This is a genomic window from Pseudoselenomonas ruminantium (assembly GCF_900104055.1).
Taxonomy (GTDB): Bacteria; Bacillota; Negativicutes; order Selenomonadales; family Selenomonadaceae; genus Selenomonas_A; species Selenomonas_A ruminantium_C.
In genome coordinates this window covers 62,016-84,624 of sequence record NZ_FNJQ01000001.1, presented here as the reverse complement: position 1 = coordinate 84,624, position 22,609 = coordinate 62,016, and the positions used below count along the sequence as shown (strand labels likewise).

The window sequence follows — 22,609 nt, the reverse complement described above, 5'->3', positions numbered from 1 at the left end:
TTCGTCATTTGTGATGAGAGCATCTTTTTGCGCTGCCGCGGGAAAGGTGCTTTTTCTTGTGCAGCAGTTTAGGGAGGTTTTTGTTTATGAAAAATTGGCAGAAAATGTTAGCAGCAGCGATTGCCTGCGGGGCAGCTTTTTCCGCAAGCTATGTACCGGCAGAGGCAGCTTATCAGCTGAATGAGGAAGTCAAGGCTCCGACCAAAGCGCTGAAACAGGCTGCAGAGATTGGCGTGCTCAAGAATGAGAACCCGGCAATGGCTAACCAGGCTGATAAGGATGCAATCGTGGTTATGACCTTTGGTACGACCTTCAAGGATACCCGGGAAAAGACCATTGATGCTACGGTAAAAGAAATCCAGGCTAAGCATCCGAATACGAAGGTAGTTACGGCTTATACCTCCCATATCATCATCAACCGCGTGAAGAAGAATGAGGGTATCACCTATCCGACGCCGGAAGAAGCACTCGAACAGCTGAAAAAAGAAGGTTATACCCGTGTAGCACTGGCATCCTTGGATGTTATTCCGGGCATGGAATACAACTACGATATCGGTGTATACCATAACTACAAAGATCAGTTCAAGAAAATGACGCTGGGCACGTCCCTGATGTACTGGCAGGGCCAGGAAGAGCAGGCTGATGATGTGACGGAGACCATCAAGGCGCTTTCCACGCAGTTCCCGAAGCAGGGCAAAGATGATGCCATCCTGATCATGGCACATGGCACGCCGCAGGTTTCCAATGCGTACTACTCCGTGATTCAGGCCAAGATTGACGAAATGGGCCTCAAGAATGTCTATGTCTACACGGTAGAGGGCTGGCCAAACCTCGAGACGGTTATGCCGAAACTCAAGAAGAACGGCATCAAGCATGTAACGCTCATGCCCATGATGATGGTAGCTGGCGACCATGCCAACAACGATATGGCTGGTGCGGAAGAAGATTCCCATAAGTCCATCCTGGAAAAAGCCGGCTACAAGGTTGATGCCTATATCCATGGCATCGGCGAAAACAAGGCCATCCGTGACCTCTATGTGAAACGGGCTGAAGATGCCTGGAACGCATTAGAAAAATAAGATTTAATCATATTCATCCACATGACACACTAAAGCCGTCTGTTTTCCCTGTCAGAAAGGGACAGACGGCTTCCTCAATATTTGACAGGGAATAGTCAGCATAGTATGATAGGCTAAGACAACTTATTTATGGAGGTTTGGAATATGAGTGGAATATTTTATGGTATCGGCGTAGGCCCTGGCGATCCGGAACTTTTGACGGTGAAGGCCATCAAGGCCATCGAGCAGGTGGATGTGCTGATCGCGCCCAAGACGGAGAAGAAGGATGGCAGTGTGGCCCTGTCCGTAGCAAAACCTTATCTGAAAAAAGATGTGGAGATTGTCTATCAGGTGTTCCCCATGGTCAAGGGCTTTGCGGAGAACAGCACGGATGCCTGGGAAGCCAATAAGCAGGAGATTCTGGAGCTGCTGAATGCGGGCAAGAATGTGGCTTTCCTGACGATCGGCGATCCCATGTTCTACAGCACCTATATCTATGTATTCCGCCTGCTGGAAAATGCCGGTGTGGAAATCAAGACCATCCCGGGGATTCCGGCCTTCGCGGCTATTGGCAGTCAGCTGGGCTATCCCATCGTGGAAGGGGATGATGTACTCTCCATCATTCCGGCTACGGCCAGCCCGGAAAAGGTAGAGAAGGCCATGCAGGCCGCAGATAATGTGGTGCTGATGAAGGTTTACAAGAACTTTGAAGAAGTGGCCGATATGCTGGATCAGAACGAAATGGCGGAACAGGCCGTCCTCGTCAGCCGTGCCGGCCTCGATGACGAAAAGATCATCTATGATGTCTTAGCGCACAAGAAGGATAAGCTGAACTATCTCTCCACGATCTTGACGCGTAAGAACTAAAAATAGGGGATGATACTATGAAGCGCCAGATAGATTTTTTTTTGGCGGTTATGATGGCAGTATCGGTATTGCTGGCTGGCTGTGGCAGTGACAAGCCTGCTGATCAGCCGGCCGGGCAGCAGAGTTTTGCCGTGGTGACAGACGATTTGGGCCGCAGTGTGGAATTGGCCCAAAAGCCTGCCCGCATCGTGGTGACCTCGGCCTCCTTCCTGGAGCCGCTGGAAGCCGTAGGTGGTGCAGACCTGGTCGTAGGCCGTCCGGATTCTAAGACGAAGATGCCGGACTATGCCAAAGGACTGACCAGCGTGGGCAAGGTATATCAGATCGACGCGGAAAAGATCATGGCCTGCCAGCCGGATCTCGTGATCATCAACAAGGGCATGAATGAGAAGCTCGTGGACACCTTGGAAGCCAATGGCATCAAGACGCTGGTGCTGGATATGAAGAGTTATGAAGATGTCAAGCGGGAAGTAGAGACGTTAGCCAAGGTCACGGGAAATTTCGACAAGGGCAGGCAGCTGGTCAGCAGCATGGATGAAAAGATCGCAGCGGTCAAGGCAAAGATACCGGCAGATAAGCGCCGTACCGCCATCATTCATAGCACGAGCCAGGGGCTGACGGTGCAGCTCGATGGCAGCATTGCCGGTTCCATCGTGAAGATGCTGGACTGGGAAAATGTGGCGAGCGGCATGGAACCTTTGGCCAAGAATCCGGATGCTGCTCCCTATAGCCTGGAAACATTGGTGGAAAAGAATCCGGAAGTGCTCTTCATCACGAGCATGGGCAAGATGGAGGATATCAAGGTTGGTATGGACAAGACGCTGCAGAGTCCTGCCTGGCAGTCGGTGACGGCTGTGAAAGAGGGCAAGGTCTACTACCTGCCACAGGATTTGTTCCTGCTGAGCCCTGGCATTCATTATCCGGAAGCCGTAGAACAGATGGCCAAGTGCCTGTATCCTGAGGTCTTTCAATAATGCAGATGGATTTTAAATCATCGGCAAAACGGCGGACGCTGCTTATGGCGGTGTTGGCCGCTTTTGCTTGTTTTGGACTCATTTTGAGCATGTCCAGGGGCTCGGTGGAGATACCCTGGGCCGAAGCACTGGAGGCACTGGGCGGAGATATCAGCGGCGCCCATGGGCAGATCCTCTACAATATCCGCCTGCCCCGCACCATTGTGGCCTTGCTGGTGGGCATCAATCTGGCTTTGTCCGGGGCGATATTGCAGGCGGTGATGCGCAATCCTTTGGCTGATCCGCATATCATCGGCATCTCGTCGGGGGCGGGCATCTTCGGCATCCTGATCATGCTGGCTTTCCCGGCTTATGCCTATCTGATCACGCCGGCGGCCTTTATCGGTGCCATGGGAGCGGCAGTGCTCATTTATATCCTGGCCTGGAAGAACGGCATCAGCCCCTTGCGCATCGTGTTGGCTGGTGTGGCGGTGTCGGCTTTCTTCGGTGCCGGTATTTCGGCGTTGCTCATTTTCTACAGTGACCGGGTGCATGGCGCCCTGATGTGGATGGTGGGCGGCTTATCGGCCCGCAGCTGGCCCCAGGTGGAAATGCTCTGGCCTTACACTTTGCTGGGGGTTATTCTGGCTTTGGGGGGCGCCCGCCATCTGAATATCCTGCAGCTGGGGGATGAATTGGCAAAAGGTTTGGGCCTGCGGGTTGGGCTGGCGCGCATAGCCTTGTCGGCTATCGCTGCCCTGCTGGCGGCCAGCGCCGTGTCTGTGGTGGGTTTATTGGGCTTTGTGGGGCTGATTGTGCCTCATACGGCAAGACTCCTGATCGGCTCGGATTATCGCTGGCTGCTGCCGGCTACGGCGCTATTGGGCGCTGGGACTGTGACGGTCTGTGATACAGTGGCGCGGATTGCCTTTGCGCCGGTGGAACTGCCGGTGGGCATCATCATGGCCATTATCGGCGCGCCCTTCTTTCTGTTTTTGCTAAGGAGGGAATTGTGATGACCTTAGAAACACAGAATTTGCAGGTGGCGGTCAATGGAAAAAAGATTCTGCATGATATTTCCGTGAAGTTTCCGGCGGGCAGGCGCACGGCCATCATCGGCCCCAATGGAGCAGGCAAATCAACCCTGCTCAAGGCGATTGCGGCGCTGAACCGGGATATCGAAGGACAGATCCTTTTGGATGGCCGGGATATCGGAAGCTTCGGCCGCAGGGAGCTGGCCCGTCAAATGGCGATTTTGCCTCAGGGAACCATGGCCCCTGCCGATGTCACGGTGGAAAATCTCGTGGAGTACGGGCGCTTTCCTTACCGAAGTTTTTTTACGCAGGACAGGGAAGCGGATCAGCGGGCGGTGAAATGGGCCATGGAAACGGCGCAGATTGCAGATTTTGCGCCCCGACGGGTGCAGGATCTGTCAGGCGGTGAACGTCAGCGGGTGTTCCTGGCCATGGTGTTGGCCCAGCAGCCGGAGATCCTGCTATTGGATGAGCCGACAACGTATCTGGATATTGCCAATCAATTGCAGGTGATGGATATTGTACAGGACTTGCATCGTGAGCAGCAGATCACGGTGATCATGGTGCTGCATGATATCAACCATGCCTTGCAATATGCCGATGAGGTCATCGTGCTGCAGGACGGCAGAGTCCGGGCCCAGGGCGAGCCGCGGGAGGTCCTGACGGTCAAATGCCTGCGGGATATCTTCCATGTGGAAGCCGATGTATTTGCCAATGGCAGGGGGCAGGAAATCATCTTTCCCCTGCGGAAAGTAAAATAGGATAGGAAAAAGGCAGTGAAAAGTAATGCGAAACTTTTCACTGCCTTTTTGTCGTTGTCATTTTTTCGGATAGACACCAATGGTCAGCTTGTTGATGATGGGCACATAAGTACCGAGCTGGCGGCAGGCGATGGCTGCGAGTATGGAGAGCAGCAGCGTGGCGAAGTAGAACGCAATCACGACCGGGGCTGTCATAAGATGGCCGGTGTTCTGCAGCCAAAGGCCGATATAGGTGATGAAGAGCGGATGGGCCAGATAGGCGAAGTAGGAATGCTTGCCTAAGATATGCAGCAGGCTATTCCAGCTTTGGGGATAGCTTTGATAGGTAAAGACGGCAAAGAAGAACAGGCTGGCGGCAATGGTGTAGAGGATGCCCCAGGGACAGAGCTGATGGGCTGTGTTGATGGCTTCCAGTGCCGTATAGCCGTCAAAATAGATCTTTTCGTAGTAATAGGTCATCAGCCCGCCCAAGGTGAAGAAGAAAAAGCAGGTCAGGCCATGCAGATGTGATTTCATGAACTCCATGAATCTTGCGCTGTGGACGGAGAGATAGCCGCCCAGCAGAAAGATGAAGAAGTAATGCAATACCCAATAGTTCAGGCGGTACAGCAAAAAGGGTTTCAGGATGCTGTCATCGGGCAGGCCGTAGACATATATATTGAAGGACGTGCTGAAACTTGACCAGTAATCGAAGGCAATCTGCAAGGCCAGCAGCCAGCCGAGGCGCGGAATGGTCAGGCGGCGTACCATGGCAATCCAGAGAGGCATCAGCAGATAGAACCAGAGCAGGATCACCATGAAGTAGAGCTGATACTTGGCGTTGCCAAAGAACAGGATGGACAGCAGATGCAGAGGATCGGGAAAGTCCACGCCGTAGAGCAGACCGTCATGGTAAAGGTAGAATAATGACCAGGCCAGATAGGGAATCAGTACGGTCTTGAGCCGCCGCTTAGTGAATTTCCAAAAGTTGAAGGGCTCGTTGAGATTCAGATTGTAGAACAGGCCAAAGGCCGAGATGAAAAAGAATATCGGCACGCTGAAGCGGGTGAAGGTCTCAAAGAGCGCCACCAGATGGATATTGGCGGCAGGATTCATGATGTATTGAGAGCCGATATGGATGCCGATAACCCCCATCATGGAGATGCCGCGGATGTATTCAATGGCAGCGAGACGTGGCTTGCGTGGTGGACTTGCGGTTTGCATAAAGATAAAACACCTCGATAAAAAATTAGTACGTACCTATAATAACAAAATTTAATCGATAATGCCATAGGCATTTATTATTGAAGATTCGTCTTAGTTCGTGATAGTTATTTATTTCACAATTGAAAGAAAATTTTATCCAATAGAAGGAATTAGGAATCATATGACGAATTAGTATAAGCAAGGAGGGTGAAAGCAATGAATATTCTCGTTTGTATCAAGCAAGTTCCAGGTTCTAACAAAGTTGAGGTCGATCCGGTAACCGGTGTACTGAAGCGCAATGGGGCGGATGCCAAGATGAATCCATATGACCTTTTTGCGCTGGAAACGGGGCTGCGCCTCAAGGAACAGTATGGCGGTACGGTCAATGTACTGACCATGGGGCCGCCGCCTGCCAAAAAGATATTATATGAAGCATTTGCGATGGGAGCAGACAAGGGGGCTCTCATAACGGATCGCAAATTTGGCGGTGCGGATGTGCTGGCTACGAGTTATACGCTTTCTCAGGGAATCAAGCGCTTTGGTAACTTCGATTTGATTCTCTGCGGACTGCAGACTACAGATGGTGATACGGCCCAGGTCGGTCCGGAGGTTTCCGAACAGCTCGGCATTCCATGTGTCTGCAATGTAAAACAGGTGGAAGGCGTCGAAGATGATTCCATCCTGGTGGATATGGAGATGTCTGAAGATGTGGAACGGCTCAAGGTTTCGTTCCCCTGTCTGTTGACGGTACAGAAGGACATCTATGAACCGCGCCTGCCGTCCTATAAGAAATCCAAGGAAACGGCCAGCCGTGATATTGAAACCTACACGCTGAGCGATATGAGCGATACGGATGAACATCATTATGGACTCAATGGTTCGCCGACTCAGGTGCAGCGCATCTTCCCGCCGGAATCCCACAAGGCCAGAGAGACCTGGCAGGGCAGTGGTGAGGAACTGGCAGACCGCATGTACAGCCTGCTGAAGAGTCAGAAATTTATCGCGTAAAAACTTGGGAGGTTTCATAAATGGGAAAATTAGTTGTACATCAGGATAAGATTCAGGATATCAAGGCGCTTATGGCCATCTGCCCGTTTGGTGCCATGACGGAGAAGGATGGCAAGGTGGAAATCTCGGCAGCCTGCCGTCTCTGCAAGCTCTGCGTGAAGAAGGGCAATGGCGCCATGGAATTTGTGGAGGATGAGGCAAAGCCGCAGATCGACAAGAGCAAATGGCAGGGGATTGCCGTTTATATCGATCATGTGGATGGCCGCATTCACCCGGTTTCCTATGAACTGCTGGGCAAGGCCCGGGAATTGGCGGATAAGATCCATCAGCAGGTCTATGCGCTCTTTATGGGGCATGACATCAGTGCAGGTGCTGAGGAACTGCGCCACTATGGTGTGGACAAGGTCTATGTCTGCGATAAGGAAGCCTTGGGTGAATTCAATATGGAATCCTATGCCAAGGTCTTTGAGCATTTCATCAAGCAGGTGAAGCCGGCTGCCATTCTGGTAGGCGCAACGCCGGTGGGGCGCCAGCTGGCACCGCGTGTTGCCGCTCGCTTCCATACGGGCCTCACGGCTGACTGCACGGTGTTGGATATTCACGAGAACTCCGATCTGGTACAGATCCGCCCGGCTTTTGGCGGCAATATCATGGCGGAAATCCTGACGCCGAACACCCGCCCGCAGATGGCTACGGTTCGTTATAAGATCATGGACGCGCCGGAGCGTAGCGAGGAGGCGCATGGCGTGATAGAAGCTTTTGATGTACCGGAAAAATCCCTGGCTTCCCGGATTGCCGTTTTGGGCATCACCAAGAAACCCAAGGAAAAGAGCATCGAGCATGCCGATGTGCTGGTGGTGGCCGGCCGCGGCATCAAGAAAAAGGAAGATCTGGAACTGGTATATAAATTATCCGAAGCGTTGGGCGGCGATTTTGCCTGCACCCGTCCGCTGATTGAAGCGGGTTGGATGGATGCCAAGCGGCAGATTGGCCTTTCGGGACGTACAGTAAGGCCGAAGCTCATCATCACCTGCGGCGTTTCCGGTGCCATCCAGTTCGTGGCTGGCATGGAACATTCGGAAGAAATCTTCGCAATCAATAGCGATCCCAAGGCATCCATCTTCAAGGTGGCTAACTATGCCGTAGTCGGGGATTTGTACGAGATTATACCGCAGCTGATTGACGAGATTCAGCAGGGGAGGAAGATCGCATGATGGAATACAAACAGATTACCAAAGAAGATTTAGATATTATTGCTGGCTTTATGGATCGAGAACGCCTGCTGTTTGGTGAGGAGATCAATGAGGAATACAGCCATGATGAACTGGCCAGTGAAAAGTCCTATCCGTCATTGGTAGCACGGGTGACTTCCACGGAAGAAGTATCCAAGCTCATGGCCTATGCCAACGAACATCATATCGCAGTGACGCCGCGCGGGGCAGGTACCGGTCTGGTCGGGGCATCCGTAGCCGTGGAACATGGCATCATGATCGATACCACACTGATGAACCACGTACTGGAACTCGATGAGGAAAATCTCACGCTGACCGTGGAACCGGGCGTCCTGCTGATGGAACTGCGTAATTACGTGGAAGAGAGAGGCTTTTACTATCCACCTGATCCGGGTGAGAAATCTGCTACCATCGGTGGCAATATCAGCACCAATGCGGGCGGTATGACGGCTGTGAAATACGGTGTAACCCGTGACTATGTGCGTTCGCTGGAAGTGGTGCTGGCCGATGGCACGATCATGCAGCTTGGCGGCAAGGTGGTCAAGAACAGCTCTGGCTACGACCTCAAGGATATGGTGATTGGTTCGGAAGGCACGCTGGCTTTTGTGACCAAGGCCATCCTGAAGCTGCTGCCACTGCCGAAGAAGAGCGTCAGCCTGCTCGTTCCTTTCCCGACATTGGAACAGGCAATCGGCACGGTGCCGCTGATCATTCAGGCAAAATCTGTACCGACGGCCATTGAGTTCATGGAACGTGAAGTCATCCTCGATGCCGAGGAGTATTTGGGGCGCAAGTTCCCGGACAATCAGGCCGATGCCTATCTGCTGCTGAAATTTGATGGCAATACGATGGAAGAGATCGCTTCCTACTATGACGAAACAGCGCAGATTTGCCTAGATCAAGGGGCTATCGATATCCTGATTGCCGATACGGAAGAGCGCAGCCTGCCGGTCTGGAAGACGCGTGGTGCTTTCCTCGAAGCCATCAAGGCTTCCACGAGCATGATGGATGAGGTGGATGTGGTTGTGCCGCGCAATAAGGTCAATGCGTTTGTGGAGTTTGTCCATCAGCTGCGGCAGGAAATTGGCATCCGCATCAAATCCTTCGGCCATGCCGGCGATGGCAATCTGCATGTCTACATTCTGCGGGATGACCTGCCTGAAGATAAGTGGCAGGATCTCCTGGGCATTGCCATGAACCGCATGTATGCAAAAGCCCATGACCTGCGCGGTCAGGTTTCCGGCGAGCATGGCATCGGTCTTGTGAAGAAGCCCTATCTTAATGAGTCCCTGCCGGAGGCCAGCCTCGTGCTGATGCGGGGCATCAAGAAGGTATTCGATCCCAATAACATCCTGAATCCGCATAAGGTCTGCCAGGCATAAAAGTAAACCTAAGCAAAAAAACTGCCTCTCATAGCGAGAGGCAGTTTTTATTTTATGAACAGATCTTTATGTTGGTTGATGATTTCGCCCATCAGCATCTTGCCCCGCACGTCCGGATGCAGGCCGTCGATACTGAACTGGGTGTCCATGACTTTATGGCTGGCATCGTAGAAATAGGGTTCGAGGTCGATGTGATAGGGCTGGCTGCGAATCCAGGTGTTGACCTGCAGCAGCTTGGCTTCCCATTTCTTGTCGGTGGGTGTATGGAAGGCGAACTGGATATTGCCCGGATTGATGGGCATGAGCGTCAGGAAAATCGGGCGGATATCGTTGGCCTCGCATTTCTGGCGGATGGCATCCAGGTCGTTGATGATGAGATCCGGCTGCATGTTCGTGGCCCGCAGGCTGTTGGTGCCGGTCAGGATGATGAGGTTATACGGTCTGAAGGGCAGCACATCCTGGTCGAAGCGCTGCAAGGTCATGGTGGAGGTATCGCCGCTGCGCCCGAGATTCAGGCAGGGGAAATCGAAGTAGGTCGTGTAACTGTACTCCAAGGCGGCTGGCGAATTGGATACGGCACCGCCGCCATGGGTGATGCTGTCACCGAGGACGGCAACCGGTACCCGCTCGGGCTGTTGCTTGACCACGAAGTGCGCGGTATCGGACCAGGTGCCGACAGGATTACCGGCCTTGTCAATGCCGCGTACCCGCCAGTAGTAATCCCCGGCATAGGGGCGGGGATACTCGTCATAGCAGGCCGTGGCGGAATTGACGATCTTGCGCCAGGCGGCGTCGGCAGTGGGCTGGGTATCGTTTTCGGCTGCGGGGGGATGGATTATGAGTTCCACCTCGTAGCGCTCGATGTTATTGAGCGGAATCCACTGATAGACCGGATAGATGGGCATCTCGAAGTTCGGCATCTGGTCGAACTCATTGAGCAGTGGATGGTCAGGCTGGGGCAGTTCCGGATTGATGTAGAGCTCCTCTGATGGCGAGAATTCGCCGATGGGCTGATGATGGATGTCCAGAGCCCGTACCCGCCAGTAGATGAATTTGCGGTTGGCATATTTCTTGAGGTTTGCCTGCCAGCCGTTGGTGAAGATGAGCTGGGTGCTTTCCAGATGATTGTTCTTGTCCGGGGCGGTGCCGCCTTCCTGGGCTGGCTTACCGGCCAAAAGCTCGACTTCGTAGCAGACTGCGTTGGGGACAGAATGCCAGACCAGGAACGGCATGAGGCTTGCGGGGTGATTTTCGCCGTAATGGCGGATCACACTGGGGCTCACCGGATCTTTGGTATGCAGCGGGTTCAGGATCGGCGCGGATGGCTCTGTGAGCGGGCCGAACATGCCATAGGCAGTTACCCGGTAGTTCATGGGAATAGCACTGCTGGGCACGGCATAGGACGCATTCATGGTATATTCACTGCCCCAGAATTTGGCTTCGGGTTCCCCCTCCACCAACCCGGTGGTGGGAGAGTAGCTTTCTACCTTATAGAAGCAGGGATAGGGCAGGGGATCCCAGGAAAGGACCAGCTGCCCGTCCTGCTCATCAAAGGAGGTCGAAAGCGTCAGGGAACGCAATCCCAGCACATCCGTTTTTTCCGCCACAAAGGCAGATAATATGGTAAAACTTAAAATAATCAGGGTGAATAGCAAAAATTTCTTCATAAATAACACCAACACAAACAGGATTTTCTTTAATTACCTATAATTATAATAATTAGTATAGCATATTTTTGAGGTGATGTGAAAATGAAAAAGCAAGGTCTGGTAATCGTACATACGGGAAATGGCAAAGGAAAGACGACGGCAGCGTTAGGACTCGCTGTCCGCGCCTGGGGCGATGGCTTTCGGGTTTTGATCCTGCAGTTCATCAAGGGGGGATGCACCTATGGTGAACTTAAGACCATTGAAACCTTGAAGAATATCGATGACCGCATCGAGATTGACCAATGTGGTCTGGGCTTTACCAATAAAGGGCCTACGACGAAGGAGGAGCATGAGGCAGCGGCGAAAGAAACCTTGCAGCGCGCCCAGGAAGAGATCCAGAGCGGCAAATGGGACCTGATCATCCTCGACGAGATCAACTATGCCGTGAAATATGAGCTGATTGCGGAAGCGGATATGCTGGAACTTCTGGATCTGCGCCCCGAGGAACTGCATTTGGTCATGACCGGCCGGGATGCATCTGAGTCTCTGATTGAGCGGGCGGATCTGGTCACGGAGATGAAGGAGATCAAACATCCGTATCAAAAAGGCATCAAAGCACAAAAAGGTATCGAATTTTAACACATTGCTTGCAAAATCGCTTGTAAAGTTGTAAACTTGTAACTATATTTCGATTCAATATCTTAGGAGAGTGGAAAGATGATTAGCGATAATGTAAAAAAAGGCGCCACCCGCTGCGCCCACCGTTCCCTGTTCCATGCCAATGGCTATGGCCCGGAGGATTTGAACAAACCTCTGATTGGTATCTGCAATTCCTTTAATGAGATCATTCCCGGCCATATCCATCTGCGGGAAATCGCGGAAGCGGCGAAATTAGGTGTGGCTGCTGCCGGCGGTACGCCAATCGAATTCCCGGCTATCGGTGTCTGCGATGGTATCGCCATGGGGCATACAGGCATGAAGTATTCCCTGGCCAGCCGGGAACTTATCGCTGATTCCGTAGAGGCGGTGACGATGGCTTCCGGCTTCGATGCCCTGATCCTGATCCCAAACTGCGACAAGGTCGTGCCCGGTATGCTGATGGCCGCTGCCCGTCTGAATATCCCGGCTGTAGTCGTATCCGGCGGCCCGATGCTGCCTGGCCGTTATAAGGGCCATGATGTCAGCGTGAGCCAGGCCTTTGAAGCCGCCGGCAAGTTTGCTGCTGGCGACATGAGCGCAGAGGAAATGGCAGATCTCGAGGCAAAATGCTGCCCAGGCTGCGGTTCCTGCGCGGGCCTCTTTACGGCTAACACCATGAATTCGCTGTCGGAAGTACTGGGCATGGCACTGCCGGGCAATGGCACGATTCCGGCTGCTTATACGGGCGCACGCCGCCTGCTGGCCAAGCGCGCCGGTGCGGTGGTCATGGACCTCTTGAAGAACAATATCCGTCCCCGCGATATCCTGACGAAGAAGGCGTTTGAAAACGCTATCACCGTGGATATGGGCATTGGCGGCTCCTCCAATACGGTGCTGCATCTGACGGCGATTGCCCATGAAGCAGGCATCGAGATTCCGGCACCGCTCTTTGATGAGATTTCCCGCCGCACGCCGTATATTGCTAAACTCAGCCCGGCCGGCAAGCATCATATGGTCGACCTCAACGAGGCAGGCGGCATTTCGGCCGTGATGAATGAACTGGCCAAGAAGGATCTGATCCATCTCGATGCCCTGACGGTAACGGGCACCATGGGTGACAGGATCAAGAATACGCCGGTAGAGGATAACAATGTAATCCATTCGGTGGAGGCGCCTTACCGTTCCGAAGGTGGCATTGCCGTGCTCAAGGGTAATCTGGCCCCGGACTATGCTGTCGTCAAGGCATCGGCAGTGGCTGAGGATATGCTGACTTATACGGGCAAGGCCAAGTGCTATGATTCGGAACCGGAAGCCTGCGACGCCATCATGAACGGTGAGATCCATGACGGCGATGTAGTGGTCATTCGCTACGAAGGTCCCAAGGGCGGTCCGGGTATGCAGGAAATGCTCAACCCGACAGCAGTCATCACGGGACGCGGGCTCAAAGTCGGCCTGATCACCGACGGTCGTTTCAGCGGTGCAAGCCAGGGGGCCTGTGTGGGCCATGTTTCCCCCGAAGCGATGGAAGGCGGTCCGATTGCCTTGATTGAAGATGGGGACGAGATTACCATTGACATCCCGAACCGCAAGCTGGAACTGGCGGTCAGCGACGAAGAACTGGCCAAGCGCCGGGCAAACTGGCAGAAACCGGAACCGAAGATCAAACACGGTTATCTGGCCCGCTATGCCCGCATGACGACTTCGGCCAGCACGGGTGCAGTAGTGAAATAAGCGCACAAATTCTAAATATGTACAAAATCCCTTGACATTTGTACATTACAAGCATAGAATAAAGTTACTTTCGTGAAAAAGAAAAGGGGTTTTAGTATGGCAAATGTAAACATTGACTGGTCAAATCTCGGTTTTAGCTATCAACCGATTACCAAACGCTATGTGGCCAATTACAAAGATGGCAAATGGGGCAAAGGTGGTTTGACAGAAGATGCCACGATCGTGCTCAATGAGTGCGCTGGTATTTTACAGTATTGCCAGGAAGTTTTTGAAGGCTTGAAGGCTTATCGTACCAAAGATGGCCGTATCGTTACCTTCCGTCCTGACCTGAATGCAAAGCGCATGGTGGATTCCGCTAAGCGGCTGGTCATGCCGCCGGTTCCGGAAGAGATGTTCATGGAGGCCGTGGATCAGGTTGTCGCTGCCAACAAGGATTGGATTCCTCCCTATGAATCCGGCGGTGCCCTGTACCTGCGTCCGTATCTGTTCGCTACTGGCCCGGTCATCGGCGTCAAGCCGTCCGATGAATATCAGTTCCGTCTCTTCGGTACGCCGGTAGGTTCTTACTTCAAGAACGGCATCAAGCCAATCACCATCTGCGTCAGCGACTTTGACCGCGCTGCTCCGCATGGTACGGGCGATATCAAAGCAGGCCTCAACTACGCCATGAGCCTGCACCCCTATATCGTTGCGCATGAGAATGGGTTCGATGAAAATATGTATCTGGATGCGGCAACCCGTACTTATGTGGAAGAGACCGGTGGTGCCAACTTCCTGTTCGTCACCAAGGACAATGTGATCGTGACGCCGAAGTCCGATTCCATCCTGCCGTCCATCACCCGCCGTTCGCTGGTGGCTCTGGCTGAGAACCTGGGCTACAAGGTCGAGCATCGTCCGGTGAAGTTCACGGAACTGGAAGACTTTGCCGAGGCTGGTCTTTGCGGCACGGCTGCAGTTATCTGCCCGGTGGGCAAGGTCGTGGCCAAGGACAAGACCATCGAGTTCCCGAGCGGCATGCAGGAAATGGGCCCTGTCCTTACCAAGCTCTACAACACGCTGCGTGGTGTGCAGATGGGCACGGTGGAAGCACCGGAAGGCTGGATCCGCGAAATCAAATAAGCCATGGATTAGAGAAGATTTGTCGTATATTAACGGCAAATCTTCTTTTTTTCATATAATTTTTAGAAAAAAGGCGTAAACTTTTACAATAGTTACAAGGAGTTCTTTACAAAGAACGCGAATTTTTCATATAATAGTAGCTAGAGATATAACGGAAGTGTAACACTGGGGAGTTTTGTTTTATGCCAATTGATTTTTCCTTGCCGGTACAATTTCATGGAATACTGTCCACCATCGGTTGGTTCGATGTGTTGGATATCCTGATTGTGGCAGCAATTCTCTATAAAGTTTACGAAATGCTGCAGGATACCCGGGCCATCACATTGGTGAAGGGTATCCTGGTCCTGCTAGCTGTGACCATGGTCTGCAGTTGGTTGGATCTGCATGTGATTTCCTGGCTCCTGCAGAAGGCCGTGACTCTGCTCTTTGTGGCTCTGCCCATCGTCTTCCAGCCGGAACTGCGGCGGGCGCTGGAACATTTGGGACAGGGGCGGTTCCTGGGAACGGCTGCGCTACTCGATGATGAGGAAGCCCGCAATGTCGTCAATGAGATCACCAAGGCGGTGAAGCAGCTTTCGGCAACGAAGACCGGTGCATTGCTGGTTATTGAGCGCAATATGGGACTCAACGATGTCAGCGCTACGGGCATCCAGATCGATGGCCTCATTTCGGAAGAGTTCCTGCTCAATGTCTTTATCGTCAATACGCCTTTGCATGATGGGGCAACGGTTATCCGGGGCAACCGGCTGATAGCAGCGGGGTGTCTGCTGCCGCTGACGGAGAACCGTGCGTTATCTACGGAACTTGGCACCCGTCATCGGGCTGCTATCGGCTTGTCCGAGCAGTGCGATGCGCTGATCGTGGTGGTCAGCGAGGAGACCGGCACGATTTCCGTAGCGGAAAATGGCCATATCATGCGGCATCTGAGTCCGGAATATCTGAAAGAGGTGCTGATGCCTGCCTTTGAAGTGCCGACCACGGGCATCAAAGATATGGTGATGAACTGGAGGAAGAAGAAATGATTTCACGCTTTCGCAGTTTGGTACAACGTAATTTAGCGGCCAAGATTGTCGCCCTTTTGATTGCGGTGATCCTTTGGGGCTATGTGATGAATGACCAGAATCCGTCAACAGAAGGCAGCTTTACGGCGCAGGTGCAGCTCCTGAATGCCCCGGAAGGTTACAAGGTCACGCAGGGAACGGATAAGATCAAGGTTACGGTTCGCGGTGCCCGCTCGCTCTTTGTCAGCAACAGCGACGCCGATTTCCATGCTTATGTGGACCTGCGTGGTGCTGAGGAGGGCAGGAAGGAGTACAAGGTGCGCATGGAAATGCCTGCCGGCTTCGAGCTCGTGGATATGACACCGGCAACGGTGGAGGTCAATCTCGATCCCATCATCACCCGGAAAGTCCGGGCCGATATCAATGTCAATGGTTCTCCGGCCAGCGGCGTCACGGTGGCCAGCGTCAGCCAGGCCAGTGCGGAAGTGCTGGTGGAAGGTCCGGCCTCTTTGGTCACGGAAGTGGACCGGCTGATCGGCTATGTGGGACTTACCAGCAAGAATGATACGGATTTTGCCCTGCAGGTGCCGCTGACGGCTATCAACGCAGAGGGCAAGGAAGTGTCCGGCATTACCATCCAGCCTTCGACCATGTATGTTTCCGTACAGATGGCCCGTGGCCTTACCAAGAAGATTGTCACTATCAAGCCTGTGCCCGGCGATGACCTGCCGGATAATCTGGAGCTCGTGTCCCTGAAGCCGGAACCGCTACAGATCGAGATTGCAGGTTCGGAAAACATCATTGCCAATCTTACATTCGTCCCGACGGAGAAAGTATCGCTGGCTGATGTGCTGAAGAATACCAACAAGACCGTGAAATTGGAACTCCCCTCCGGGGTGACCGTAACCAATCATGATGTGCTGGTGCATATCGCGGTGAAAAGCAAGAAAACAGAAAAAAGTATGGAGTGAAGCTACAAGTGATTCGTATCAAAAATCTGCAGGTGCCTTTTGATGAGAAGGCACCCCTGGAAATGCTTGCAGCCAAACGCTTGCAATTACCACCTCAGGCTGTTGCTGAGGTGGTAATTGTGCGTAAGGCTGTAGATGCCCGCCGCTATCATGGCGCGCCGGTACAGTTCGTCTATATGCTGGACGTCAAAGTCAACATGCCGGAAAAGAATGTGTTGAAAAAATTGCGCAAGGATAAGAATGTGGAAATCCTGCCGCTGAAGAAAACGGCAGCCCTGAACTTCCGTCCGTGTCGGGAAGATGAGTTGCGTCCTGTGGTGATCGGTTTTGGCCCTGCGGGGATGTTTGCTGCCCTGACACTAGCCAAGGCTGGCTGGAATCCCCTGGTACTGGAACGGGGCGGGGATGTGGACAGCCGCAAGGCAGCGATAGAATTGTTCTGGCAGACAGGGACGCTGAATGAAAGATCCAATGTACAGTTTGGCGAGGGCGGGGCAGGTACGTTCTCGGATGGCAAGCTGACCACCCGCATCAGCGATGGACATATACAGGATGTGCTGGCGGCGTTCATCGCAGCAGGAGCCCCGGAAGAGATCCGCTATCTGCATAAGCCGCATATCGGCACGGATCTATTGCAGGGCGTGGTCAAGAATATCCGGCAGGAGATCATCCGTCTGGGTGGCGAAGTTCGTTTTGAGGCACAGGTCACGGATCTGGAAATCGAACAGGGAAGGATGCAGGCGGTCATCGTCAATGGCGAGGAACGCATTCCCTGTCAGGAAGTCTTCATGGGCATCGGCCATTCGGCCCGGGATACTTATCGCATGCTGCTGGGCAAAGGCCTGCAGATGGAAGCCAAGCCTTTTGCCATCGGCGTGCGCATCGAGCATCCGCAGGAATTCATCGATAAAGCCCAGTATGGGGAAGATGCAGGGCATCCGCTGCTGCCGGTAGCCGATTATGCCCTGACATACAAAGATCCCCGGACGGGCCGGGGAGCGTATTCCTTCTGTATGTGTCCGGGCGGGCAGGTAGTCGCAGCCACGTCGCTCAAAGGGCAGGTATGCACCAACGGTATGAGCAACTACAAGCGCGACTCTGGCATTGCCAATAGTGCCTTGCTGGTGCAGGTGGGACCGGATGATTTTGGCCGGGAAGTGCTGGCGGGCATGAACCTGCAGGACAAGCTGGAAAAACTGGCCTTTGAGCTGGGGGGCAGGAACTATCATGCACCAGTGCAGACGGTCGGCGATTTCCTGACGGGTACAGCCGGTTCTACGCAGTTCCTGACCACGCCGACCTATCAGCCGGGCGTGAAAGCTGTGGATCTGCACAAGTGCCTGCCGGCTTTCCTCACGCAGACCTTGGAAGGAGCCCTGCCGCATTTTGATCGGAAAATCAAGGGCTTTGCCCATAAAGGCGCCGTTATGACCGGTGTGGAAGCCAGATCGTCGGCGCCCTGCCGTATCCGCCGAAGCCGGGAAAATATGCAGGCAGAAGGCGTGGCTGGCCTCTATCCCATGGGCGAGGGCGCAGGTTATGCCGGCGGCATCATGAGTGCGGCGGTAGACGGTATGAAGGCAGCATCGGCCTTTCTCACGTATAAAGAACAATAAAATAGAGTAAATCAGGCGAGAGCCTTATGTAACTGACTGGTTATGTAAGGCTCTCTTTTTGTGTCTTTATTTCGATATGCAACCAAATCTGCAATAGGAAAAAATGTAATATTTAAATGCAAATTGCCATATGCGCAGAGTAAATGGAAAATTTTTTAGTTAATGTCTTGTGGGGGGGGGCATATGTGCTAATATAATGGAGTGTGTAAAAATGCAAAGGAGAATTAAGAATGTTCGAAGTTAAACAAACTGAAGAAATGCTCAATAAAACCTTTCGTCTTCCACAGAGTTTGTTGGAGGAACTAACGAAAGTAGCTGAACATGAGCATGTATCGGTTAATAATCTCGTGCGTCAGTGTTGCGAATACGCCCTGGCCAATATGAAGGCTGAAAAGTAAGGGGAAGAAATGACATTGACTGCAACATCAAATAACAACTCCATAAGGCAGAAGGCGAGGCGCTATCTGACACCAGTCCTGTTTTTGACGATGGACTATCTGGCCGTCATTTTGACCGGTCAATTGTCAACGTCAATCTATGACATGTCAATCCACAGGAGCTATCTTTACTTCTGGCTGCCCTTGACCTTCCTGTTGTTCCTGGCCCAGTCCAGGATCTACAACAACATGCAGCCGTTCATCTACACTGTGCGCAGCATATTCTATGGCGTGACCTATGCAATGCTGGCCTGTGTGGCAGCACTCTATTTCTTCACGAATTGGCAGGCACCGCGCTCTTTCTTTGTAATTTTCTGGCTATTGATGCTATTGACAATCTATTTGGAACGCCTTGCAGTCAGCCTGTATCTGAAACACCGCCATCATCTTTATGAGGACGTAATCATGATTGGCGCTGGCAAGACTGCCGAGCGTGCCCTGCATTTCTTCAAGGATGACTTGGGCTATCGTTATAATATCGCCGGCTTCATTGACGATAATCCCATTTCGGATAAGATTCCCAAGCATTATAACCTGTTGGGGACTGTGGATGAAGCAGAGCAGATTATAAAAAACAGCAATGCCAAAACGGTGATCATCACGGCCCCGGGTATGGGACGGGATAAACTCCAGCATCTGATTACTACAGTCCAGCCGCATGTAAGGCATCTGTCCTATGTTCCGGACTTGATTGGCACACCGATGATGGGGGTAGAAGCGCAGGTTTTGTTTGCAGAAGAGATATTGATGCTGCATATGCGCAATAACCTTGCCATGCGACGCAATCGGATTTACAAAAGAACGTTTGACTTGGTTTGCACGCTTGGCGGTGGATTGCTGATTCTGCCGATTATTGTGCTTGTAAGTGTGTTGGTTGCAATCGATAACAAAGGGAATGTAATCTTCGCCCATCATCGTATCGGTAAAGATGGCCGCGAATTCCCCTGTTATAAGTTTCAAACGATGATTCCTAATGCACAGGAAAAACTGGAAGAATATCTGGCCGCTAATCCCGAAGCTAGGAAGGAATGGGAAGAGTCCTTCAAACTGACCAATGATCCCAGAGTTACCAAGTTAGGTGGTTTCCTGCGGAAAACTAGTTTGGATGAACTGCCACAGCTATGGAACGTCATCAAGGGTGATATGAGTCTTGTTGGCCCGCGTCCCATTGTACAAAAAGAAATCGAACGTTACGGGCAGTATTTCCGTGAATATGCCATGGTACTTCCAGGCATCACCGGTATGTGGCAGGCCAGTGGCCGCAGTGACACCACATACGAAGAACGAGTCACCATGGATACATGGTACGTCAGAAACTGGTCCGTATGGCTCGACATCATGTACCTGGCCAAAACCTTCACCGCCGTCCTCTTCGGCAAAGGTGCATACTAAAAAGACTTCCCCTTGAGGGGAAGGGGGACCGCAAGGCGGTGGATGAGGTGGTTTTAAACCTCAAAAATAACTTTAAGGAGCAAATCTCAATGGAAAATAAACCACAACATTTAGAAGAAGACACCATCGACCTCGGCAAATTAGCCAATGTCGCTATTGACCACAAAAAACAGGTAGGAGGCATCATCATTGGTTGCACTCTATTGGCGGCTGGCATCAGTTTCATCCTACCGAAACAGTACGAATCTACAACATTGGTACAGACCAGAAATGCTGGTCAGGATATTAGCGGTGCAGCAGCTATGGCGGCAATGATGGGAGTGAACACAGGTGCCAGCAGTTCTGCTACTAATTATATGGAACTGATGAAATCTCGCCGCGTATTGGAACCCATCATCAACGATATGGAATGGGAAGATGAAAAGAAAAAGCCTGAGGCTGAAGACTTTGCTAAGAAATATCTGGATATCAAGAATACCAAGCAGACGGACCTTATAACCGTTACCGCCAAGGGCAGGACGCCGGAAGAAGCCCAGAAAATCTCCCAGGGCGTAGTAGACAACTTCCTGCTCCTGCAGACGGATATGAACCAGCAAACCCAGAGTCTGCTGGTGAAATTCCTGGAAAAACGTATTGACGAAGCGAAAAAAGATGCGGAAGATGCCAGAACCAAATTCGCTGAATACCAGCAGGAACATAAGATCTATAGCCCGGATGAACAGGCCAAGGCTGCTGTGTCAAAAATGAGTGCCTTTGATGAAGCCATCAGCAACATGCAGGTACAGGAAAAGGCCAACCAGGCAAAACTGGATGCTGTGGGTGCAAAACTGGGAGATATTAGCTCTAGCAGTCAGAATTATAACATCAACGATAATGAGATCGTTATGGGGCTGCGCAAGCAGATTGTAGATGCTCAAGTAAATCTGGTGGGATTAAGGGAACGTTATACGGAAGAACATCCGAGCATCATTTCTGCTAAAGAAAGAATTGATGCCCTGCAAAAGAAATTGGCCAGTGAAGTGAATACCATCGTAGCCTCCAAATACACCACAATGAATTCCACTCAGGCAGGTCTTATCGGTGAACAGGCAAATGCTGAAGTCAGCGTAGCCGTAGCTAAGGCCAGTGAAACGGCCATAAGACAGCGTCGGGAAGAGGAAGAAAAGAAACTGGATGGTTTCCCAAAAGCCGTGCTGGAATATTTGAACCTTCAGCGTGATACCAGCATTAAGGAACAGATATATACCAACCTTATCAAGCAGGCAGAGGATAAAAAGCTGAAAGAAGCCATGGACAGTATGGATATCCAGATTGTCGATGCGGCTAACCTGCCAGATGAAGACAAACCAGCATCGCCTAAAAAAATACTTATCACAGCTATTGGTTTTGTATTAGGTTGTATGTTTGCTTTTTGTTATAGCTTGGTATGCTACAGGCGGGAGGCATGATGTATGAAGATTGCTATAGTTTGTGACTGGTTGGTTACTTATGCTGGTGCAGAACGTGTAGTAGAACAGATATTAAATATTTACCCGGAAGCAGATATTTTTTGTTTGGTAGATTTCTTGCCCGAAGGGCAACGCGATTTCATAAAAAATAAGAAGACGCATACAAGCTTTATCCAAAATTTGCCCGGAGCAAAAAAACATTATCGCAGTTATCTGCCATTAATGCCGTTGGCGATAGAACAATTAGATGTGACAGACTATGATTTGGTCATATCCAGCTCACATTGTGTGGCAAAAGGCATATTAACCGGGCCTAATCAGATACATATTTCCTATGTGCACAGTCCGATTCGTTACGCTTGGGATTTGACGCATCAATATCTTGAAGAGTCAAATCTGAACCACGGTCTTAAAGGCTGGTTGGCAAAAATAATTTTGCACTATATGCGCATGTGGGATACAAGAACGGCCAATGGTGTGGATTACTTCATTGCTAACTCTAAATTTATCGCTAAACGTATAAAGAAGGTATATGGCAGAGAGGCAAAAGTGATTTATCCGCCGGTAGACATTGATGCTTTTGAATACTGTGAGGAAAAAGAAGATTACTATCTGACTGCTTCCCGTTTGGTGCCATATAAAAAAGTGAAGCTGATTGTAGAAGCTTTTAATGAAATGCCGGATAAGAAACTGATAGTAATAGGTGATGGCCCGGACTATGAAAAAATTAAAGCCATTGCCAAAGAAAATATAACCATGATGGGATATCAGACTTTTGAAGTGATGAAAGAAAAAATGCAACATGCCAAGGCATTTGTGTTCGCAGCTGAAGAGGATTTTGGGATTACGCCAGTAGAAGCACAGGCTTGCGGAACTCCAGTGATTGCCTATGGAAAAGGCGGAGCGCTTGAAACTGTAAAAGAAAATGAAACAGGTATTTTCTTTTATAGACAGGATGCAGCTGATATAAGGGAAGCTGTAACAAAGATGAGTGATAATGAAGGAATAAGAGCAGAAAAATGCCGACATAATGCAGAACGGTTCAGTATAGAGAATTTTCGCGTTAATTTTGCTGATTTTGTTTCGGTAAGAAAGTGAACTTTTTACTATAAAATTATAATATGCG

The 22,609-nt window shown here is 51.4% G+C and carries 20 protein-coding genes; 18 read left to right on the top strand and 2 right to left on the bottom strand.

The genetic code is table 11. The annotated features are described in order from the left end of the window. Positions 1 to 86: 86 nt before the first annotated feature. The 5 genes from BLQ59_RS00375 (at position 87) to BLQ59_RS00355 (ending at position 4,673) form a co-directional block, all read left to right on the top strand. Positions 87 to 1,079: a sirohydrochlorin cobaltochelatase gene (locus tag BLQ59_RS00375; protein WP_074570625.1), complete on the top strand. Its 993-nt coding sequence runs from the start codon at positions 87 to 89 to the stop codon at positions 1,077 to 1,079. A gap of 144 nt (positions 1,080 to 1,223) precedes the next feature. Then, positions 1,224 to 1,925, top strand: coding sequence for a precorrin-2 C(20)-methyltransferase (cobI, locus tag BLQ59_RS00370; protein WP_074570622.1), 702 nt, complete (start codon positions 1,224 to 1,226; stop codon positions 1,923 to 1,925). A 17-nt stretch (positions 1,926 to 1,942) separates the two neighbouring features. Next, on the top strand, positions 1,943 to 2,899 hold the full coding sequence (locus BLQ59_RS00365; protein ID WP_074570620.1) for an ABC transporter substrate-binding protein: 957 nt from the start codon (positions 1,943 to 1,945) through the stop codon (positions 2,897 to 2,899). Further along, positions 2,899 to 3,894: a FecCD family ABC transporter permease gene (locus tag BLQ59_RS00360; protein ID WP_081342378.1), complete on the top strand. Its 996-nt coding sequence runs from the start codon at positions 2,899 to 2,901 to the stop codon at positions 3,892 to 3,894. Before BLQ59_RS00365 ends, BLQ59_RS00360 begins: the two co-directional genes overlap by 1 nt. Next, entirely contained in the window at positions 3,894 to 4,673 is a 780-nt protein-coding gene (locus BLQ59_RS00355) for an ABC transporter ATP-binding protein (protein WP_074570617.1), read from the top strand. The genes BLQ59_RS00360 and BLQ59_RS00355 overlap by 1 nt, the downstream gene beginning before the upstream one ends. A 57-nt stretch (positions 4,674 to 4,730) precedes the next feature. Here the strand turns inward: BLQ59_RS00355 and BLQ59_RS00350 are convergent, their stop codons facing one another. Beyond that, positions 4,731 to 5,876 carry an acyltransferase gene (locus BLQ59_RS00350; RefSeq protein ID WP_074570613.1) on the bottom strand — a complete coding sequence of 382 codons (1,146 nt, stop codon included), beginning with the start codon at positions 5,874 to 5,876 and terminating at the stop codon, positions 4,731 to 4,733. Positions 5,877 to 6,074: 198 nt separating this feature from the next. On the opposite strand from BLQ59_RS00350, the gene BLQ59_RS00345 reads away from it, so the two are divergent. Genes BLQ59_RS00345 through BLQ59_RS00335 form a run of 3 tightly spaced genes read left to right on the top strand, consistent with a single transcriptional unit; the run spans position 6,075 to position 9,480 of the window. Next, positions 6,075 to 6,866: an electron transfer flavoprotein subunit beta/FixA family protein gene (locus BLQ59_RS00345; protein WP_074570611.1), complete on the top strand. Its 792-nt coding sequence runs from the start codon at positions 6,075 to 6,077 to the stop codon at positions 6,864 to 6,866. A gap of 20 nt (positions 6,867 to 6,886) precedes the next feature. Then, positions 6,887 to 8,080 carry an electron transfer flavoprotein subunit alpha/FixB family protein gene (locus BLQ59_RS00340; RefSeq protein ID WP_074570608.1) on the top strand — a complete coding sequence of 398 codons (1,194 nt, stop codon included), beginning with the start codon at positions 6,887 to 6,889 and terminating at the stop codon, positions 8,078 to 8,080. Next, the gene (locus tag BLQ59_RS00335; protein ID WP_074570607.1) at positions 8,077 to 9,480 is read left to right on the top strand and encodes an FAD-binding oxidoreductase; all 1,404 of its coding nucleotides are present in this window, start codon (positions 8,077 to 8,079) and stop codon (positions 9,478 to 9,480) included. The genes BLQ59_RS00340 and BLQ59_RS00335 overlap by 4 nt, the downstream gene beginning before the upstream one ends. Positions 9,481 to 9,527: 47 nt before the next feature. Here BLQ59_RS00335 and BLQ59_RS00330 read toward each other — a convergent pair whose 3' ends face one another. After that, positions 9,528 to 11,147, bottom strand: a complete 1,620-nt coding sequence (locus BLQ59_RS00330; protein ID WP_074570604.1) for an SGNH/GDSL hydrolase family protein — start codon at positions 11,145 to 11,147, stop codon at positions 9,528 to 9,530. An 84-nt stretch (positions 11,148 to 11,231) separates the two neighbouring features. On the opposite strand from BLQ59_RS00330, the gene cobO reads away from it, so the two are divergent. The 10 genes from cobO to BLQ59_RS00280 all read left to right on the top strand — a co-directional run bounded on the left by cobO (position 11,232) and on the right by BLQ59_RS00280 (position 22,581). Beyond that, a complete protein-coding gene (gene cobO / locus BLQ59_RS00325) occupies positions 11,232 to 11,768 on the top strand; it encodes a cob(I)yrinic acid a,c-diamide adenosyltransferase (RefSeq protein WP_074570603.1) in 537 nt (178 codons plus the stop codon). Between the two features lie 78 nt (positions 11,769 to 11,846). Next, a complete protein-coding gene (gene ilvD / locus BLQ59_RS00320) occupies positions 11,847 to 13,499 on the top strand; it encodes a dihydroxy-acid dehydratase (protein ID WP_074570601.1) in 1,653 nt (550 codons plus the stop codon). Positions 13,500 to 13,571: 72 nt separating this feature from the next. Further along, a complete protein-coding gene (locus BLQ59_RS00315) occupies positions 13,572 to 14,618 on the top strand; it encodes a branched-chain amino acid aminotransferase (protein WP_371118261.1) in 1,047 nt (348 codons plus the stop codon). 182 nt (positions 14,619 to 14,800) lie between these two features. Further along, positions 14,801 to 15,640, top strand: a complete 840-nt coding sequence (gene cdaA, locus BLQ59_RS00310; protein ID WP_074570595.1) for a diadenylate cyclase CdaA — start codon at positions 14,801 to 14,803, stop codon at positions 15,638 to 15,640. Beyond that, positions 15,637 to 16,590 (top strand): CdaR family protein, encoded by a 954-nt coding sequence (locus BLQ59_RS00305; protein WP_074570593.1) that lies wholly within the window; start codon positions 15,637 to 15,639, stop codon positions 16,588 to 16,590. The genes cdaA and BLQ59_RS00305 overlap by 4 nt, the downstream gene beginning before the upstream one ends. 8 nt (positions 16,591 to 16,598) lie before the next feature. Continuing rightward, on the top strand, positions 16,599 to 18,206 hold the full coding sequence (locus BLQ59_RS00300; RefSeq protein ID WP_074570590.1) for an NAD(P)/FAD-dependent oxidoreductase: 1,608 nt from the start codon (positions 16,599 to 16,601) through the stop codon (positions 18,204 to 18,206). A gap of 230 nt (positions 18,207 to 18,436) precedes the next feature. After that, complete coding sequence (locus BLQ59_RS15660) at positions 18,437 to 18,604, top strand: Arc family DNA-binding protein (RefSeq protein WP_074570587.1); 168 nt, start codon at positions 18,437 to 18,439, stop codon at positions 18,602 to 18,604. A gap of 15 nt (positions 18,605 to 18,619) precedes the next feature. Then, a complete protein-coding gene (gene wbaP, locus BLQ59_RS00290) occupies positions 18,620 to 20,035 on the top strand; it encodes an undecaprenyl-phosphate galactose phosphotransferase WbaP (RefSeq protein ID WP_256324556.1) in 1,416 nt (471 codons plus the stop codon). Positions 20,036 to 20,124: 89 nt separating this feature from the next. Then, positions 20,125 to 21,483: a GumC family protein gene (locus BLQ59_RS00285; RefSeq protein ID WP_074570582.1), complete on the top strand. Its 1,359-nt coding sequence runs from the start codon at positions 20,125 to 20,127 to the stop codon at positions 21,481 to 21,483. 3 nt (positions 21,484 to 21,486) lie between these two features. Next, complete coding sequence (locus BLQ59_RS00280) at positions 21,487 to 22,581, top strand: glycosyltransferase family 4 protein (RefSeq protein ID WP_074570580.1); 1,095 nt, start codon at positions 21,487 to 21,489, stop codon at positions 22,579 to 22,581. Positions 22,582 to 22,609: the final 28 nt, after the last annotated feature.

Bases quoted from the DNA above. Each gene is read 5' to 3' on its own strand.
- BLQ59_RS00375 (WP_074570625.1), top strand. From the start codon at position 87: ATGAAAAATTGGCAGAAAATGTTAGCAGCAGCGATTGCCTGCGGGGCA.
- BLQ59_RS00285 (WP_074570582.1), top strand. From the start codon at position 20,125: ATGGAAAATAAACCACAACATTTAGAAGAAGACACCATCGACCTCGGC.
- BLQ59_RS00330 (WP_074570604.1), bottom strand. From the start codon at position 11,147: ATGAAGAAATTTTTGCTATTCACCCTGATTATTTTAAGTTTTACCATA.
- BLQ59_RS00305 (WP_074570593.1), top strand. From the start codon at position 15,637: ATGATTTCACGCTTTCGCAGTTTGGTACAACGTAATTTAGCGGCCAAG.
- BLQ59_RS00360 (WP_081342378.1), top strand. From the start codon at position 2,899: ATGCAGATGGATTTTAAATCATCGGCAAAACGGCGGACGCTGCTTATG.
- BLQ59_RS00350 (WP_074570613.1), bottom strand. From the start codon at position 5,876: ATGCAAACCGCAAGTCCACCACGCAAGCCACGTCTCGCTGCCATTGAA.
- cdaA (WP_074570595.1), top strand. From the start codon at position 14,801: ATGCCAATTGATTTTTCCTTGCCGGTACAATTTCATGGAATACTGTCC.
- BLQ59_RS15660 (WP_074570587.1), top strand. From the start codon at position 18,437: ATGTTCGAAGTTAAACAAACTGAAGAAATGCTCAATAAAACCTTTCGT.
- BLQ59_RS00365 (WP_074570620.1), top strand. From the start codon at position 1,943: ATGAAGCGCCAGATAGATTTTTTTTTGGCGGTTATGATGGCAGTATCG.
- BLQ59_RS00345 (WP_074570611.1), top strand. From the start codon at position 6,075: ATGAATATTCTCGTTTGTATCAAGCAAGTTCCAGGTTCTAACAAAGTT.
- BLQ59_RS00355 (WP_074570617.1), top strand. From the start codon at position 3,894: ATGACCTTAGAAACACAGAATTTGCAGGTGGCGGTCAATGGAAAAAAG.
- ilvD (WP_074570601.1), top strand. From the start codon at position 11,847: ATGATTAGCGATAATGTAAAAAAAGGCGCCACCCGCTGCGCCCACCGT.
- BLQ59_RS00340 (WP_074570608.1), top strand. From the start codon at position 6,887: ATGGGAAAATTAGTTGTACATCAGGATAAGATTCAGGATATCAAGGCG.
- BLQ59_RS00335 (WP_074570607.1), top strand. From the start codon at position 8,077: ATGATGGAATACAAACAGATTACCAAAGAAGATTTAGATATTATTGCT.
- cobI (WP_074570622.1), top strand. From the start codon at position 1,224: ATGAGTGGAATATTTTATGGTATCGGCGTAGGCCCTGGCGATCCGGAA.
- cobO (WP_074570603.1), top strand. From the start codon at position 11,232: ATGAAAAAGCAAGGTCTGGTAATCGTACATACGGGAAATGGCAAAGGA.
- BLQ59_RS00280 (WP_074570580.1), top strand. From the start codon at position 21,487: ATGAAGATTGCTATAGTTTGTGACTGGTTGGTTACTTATGCTGGTGCA.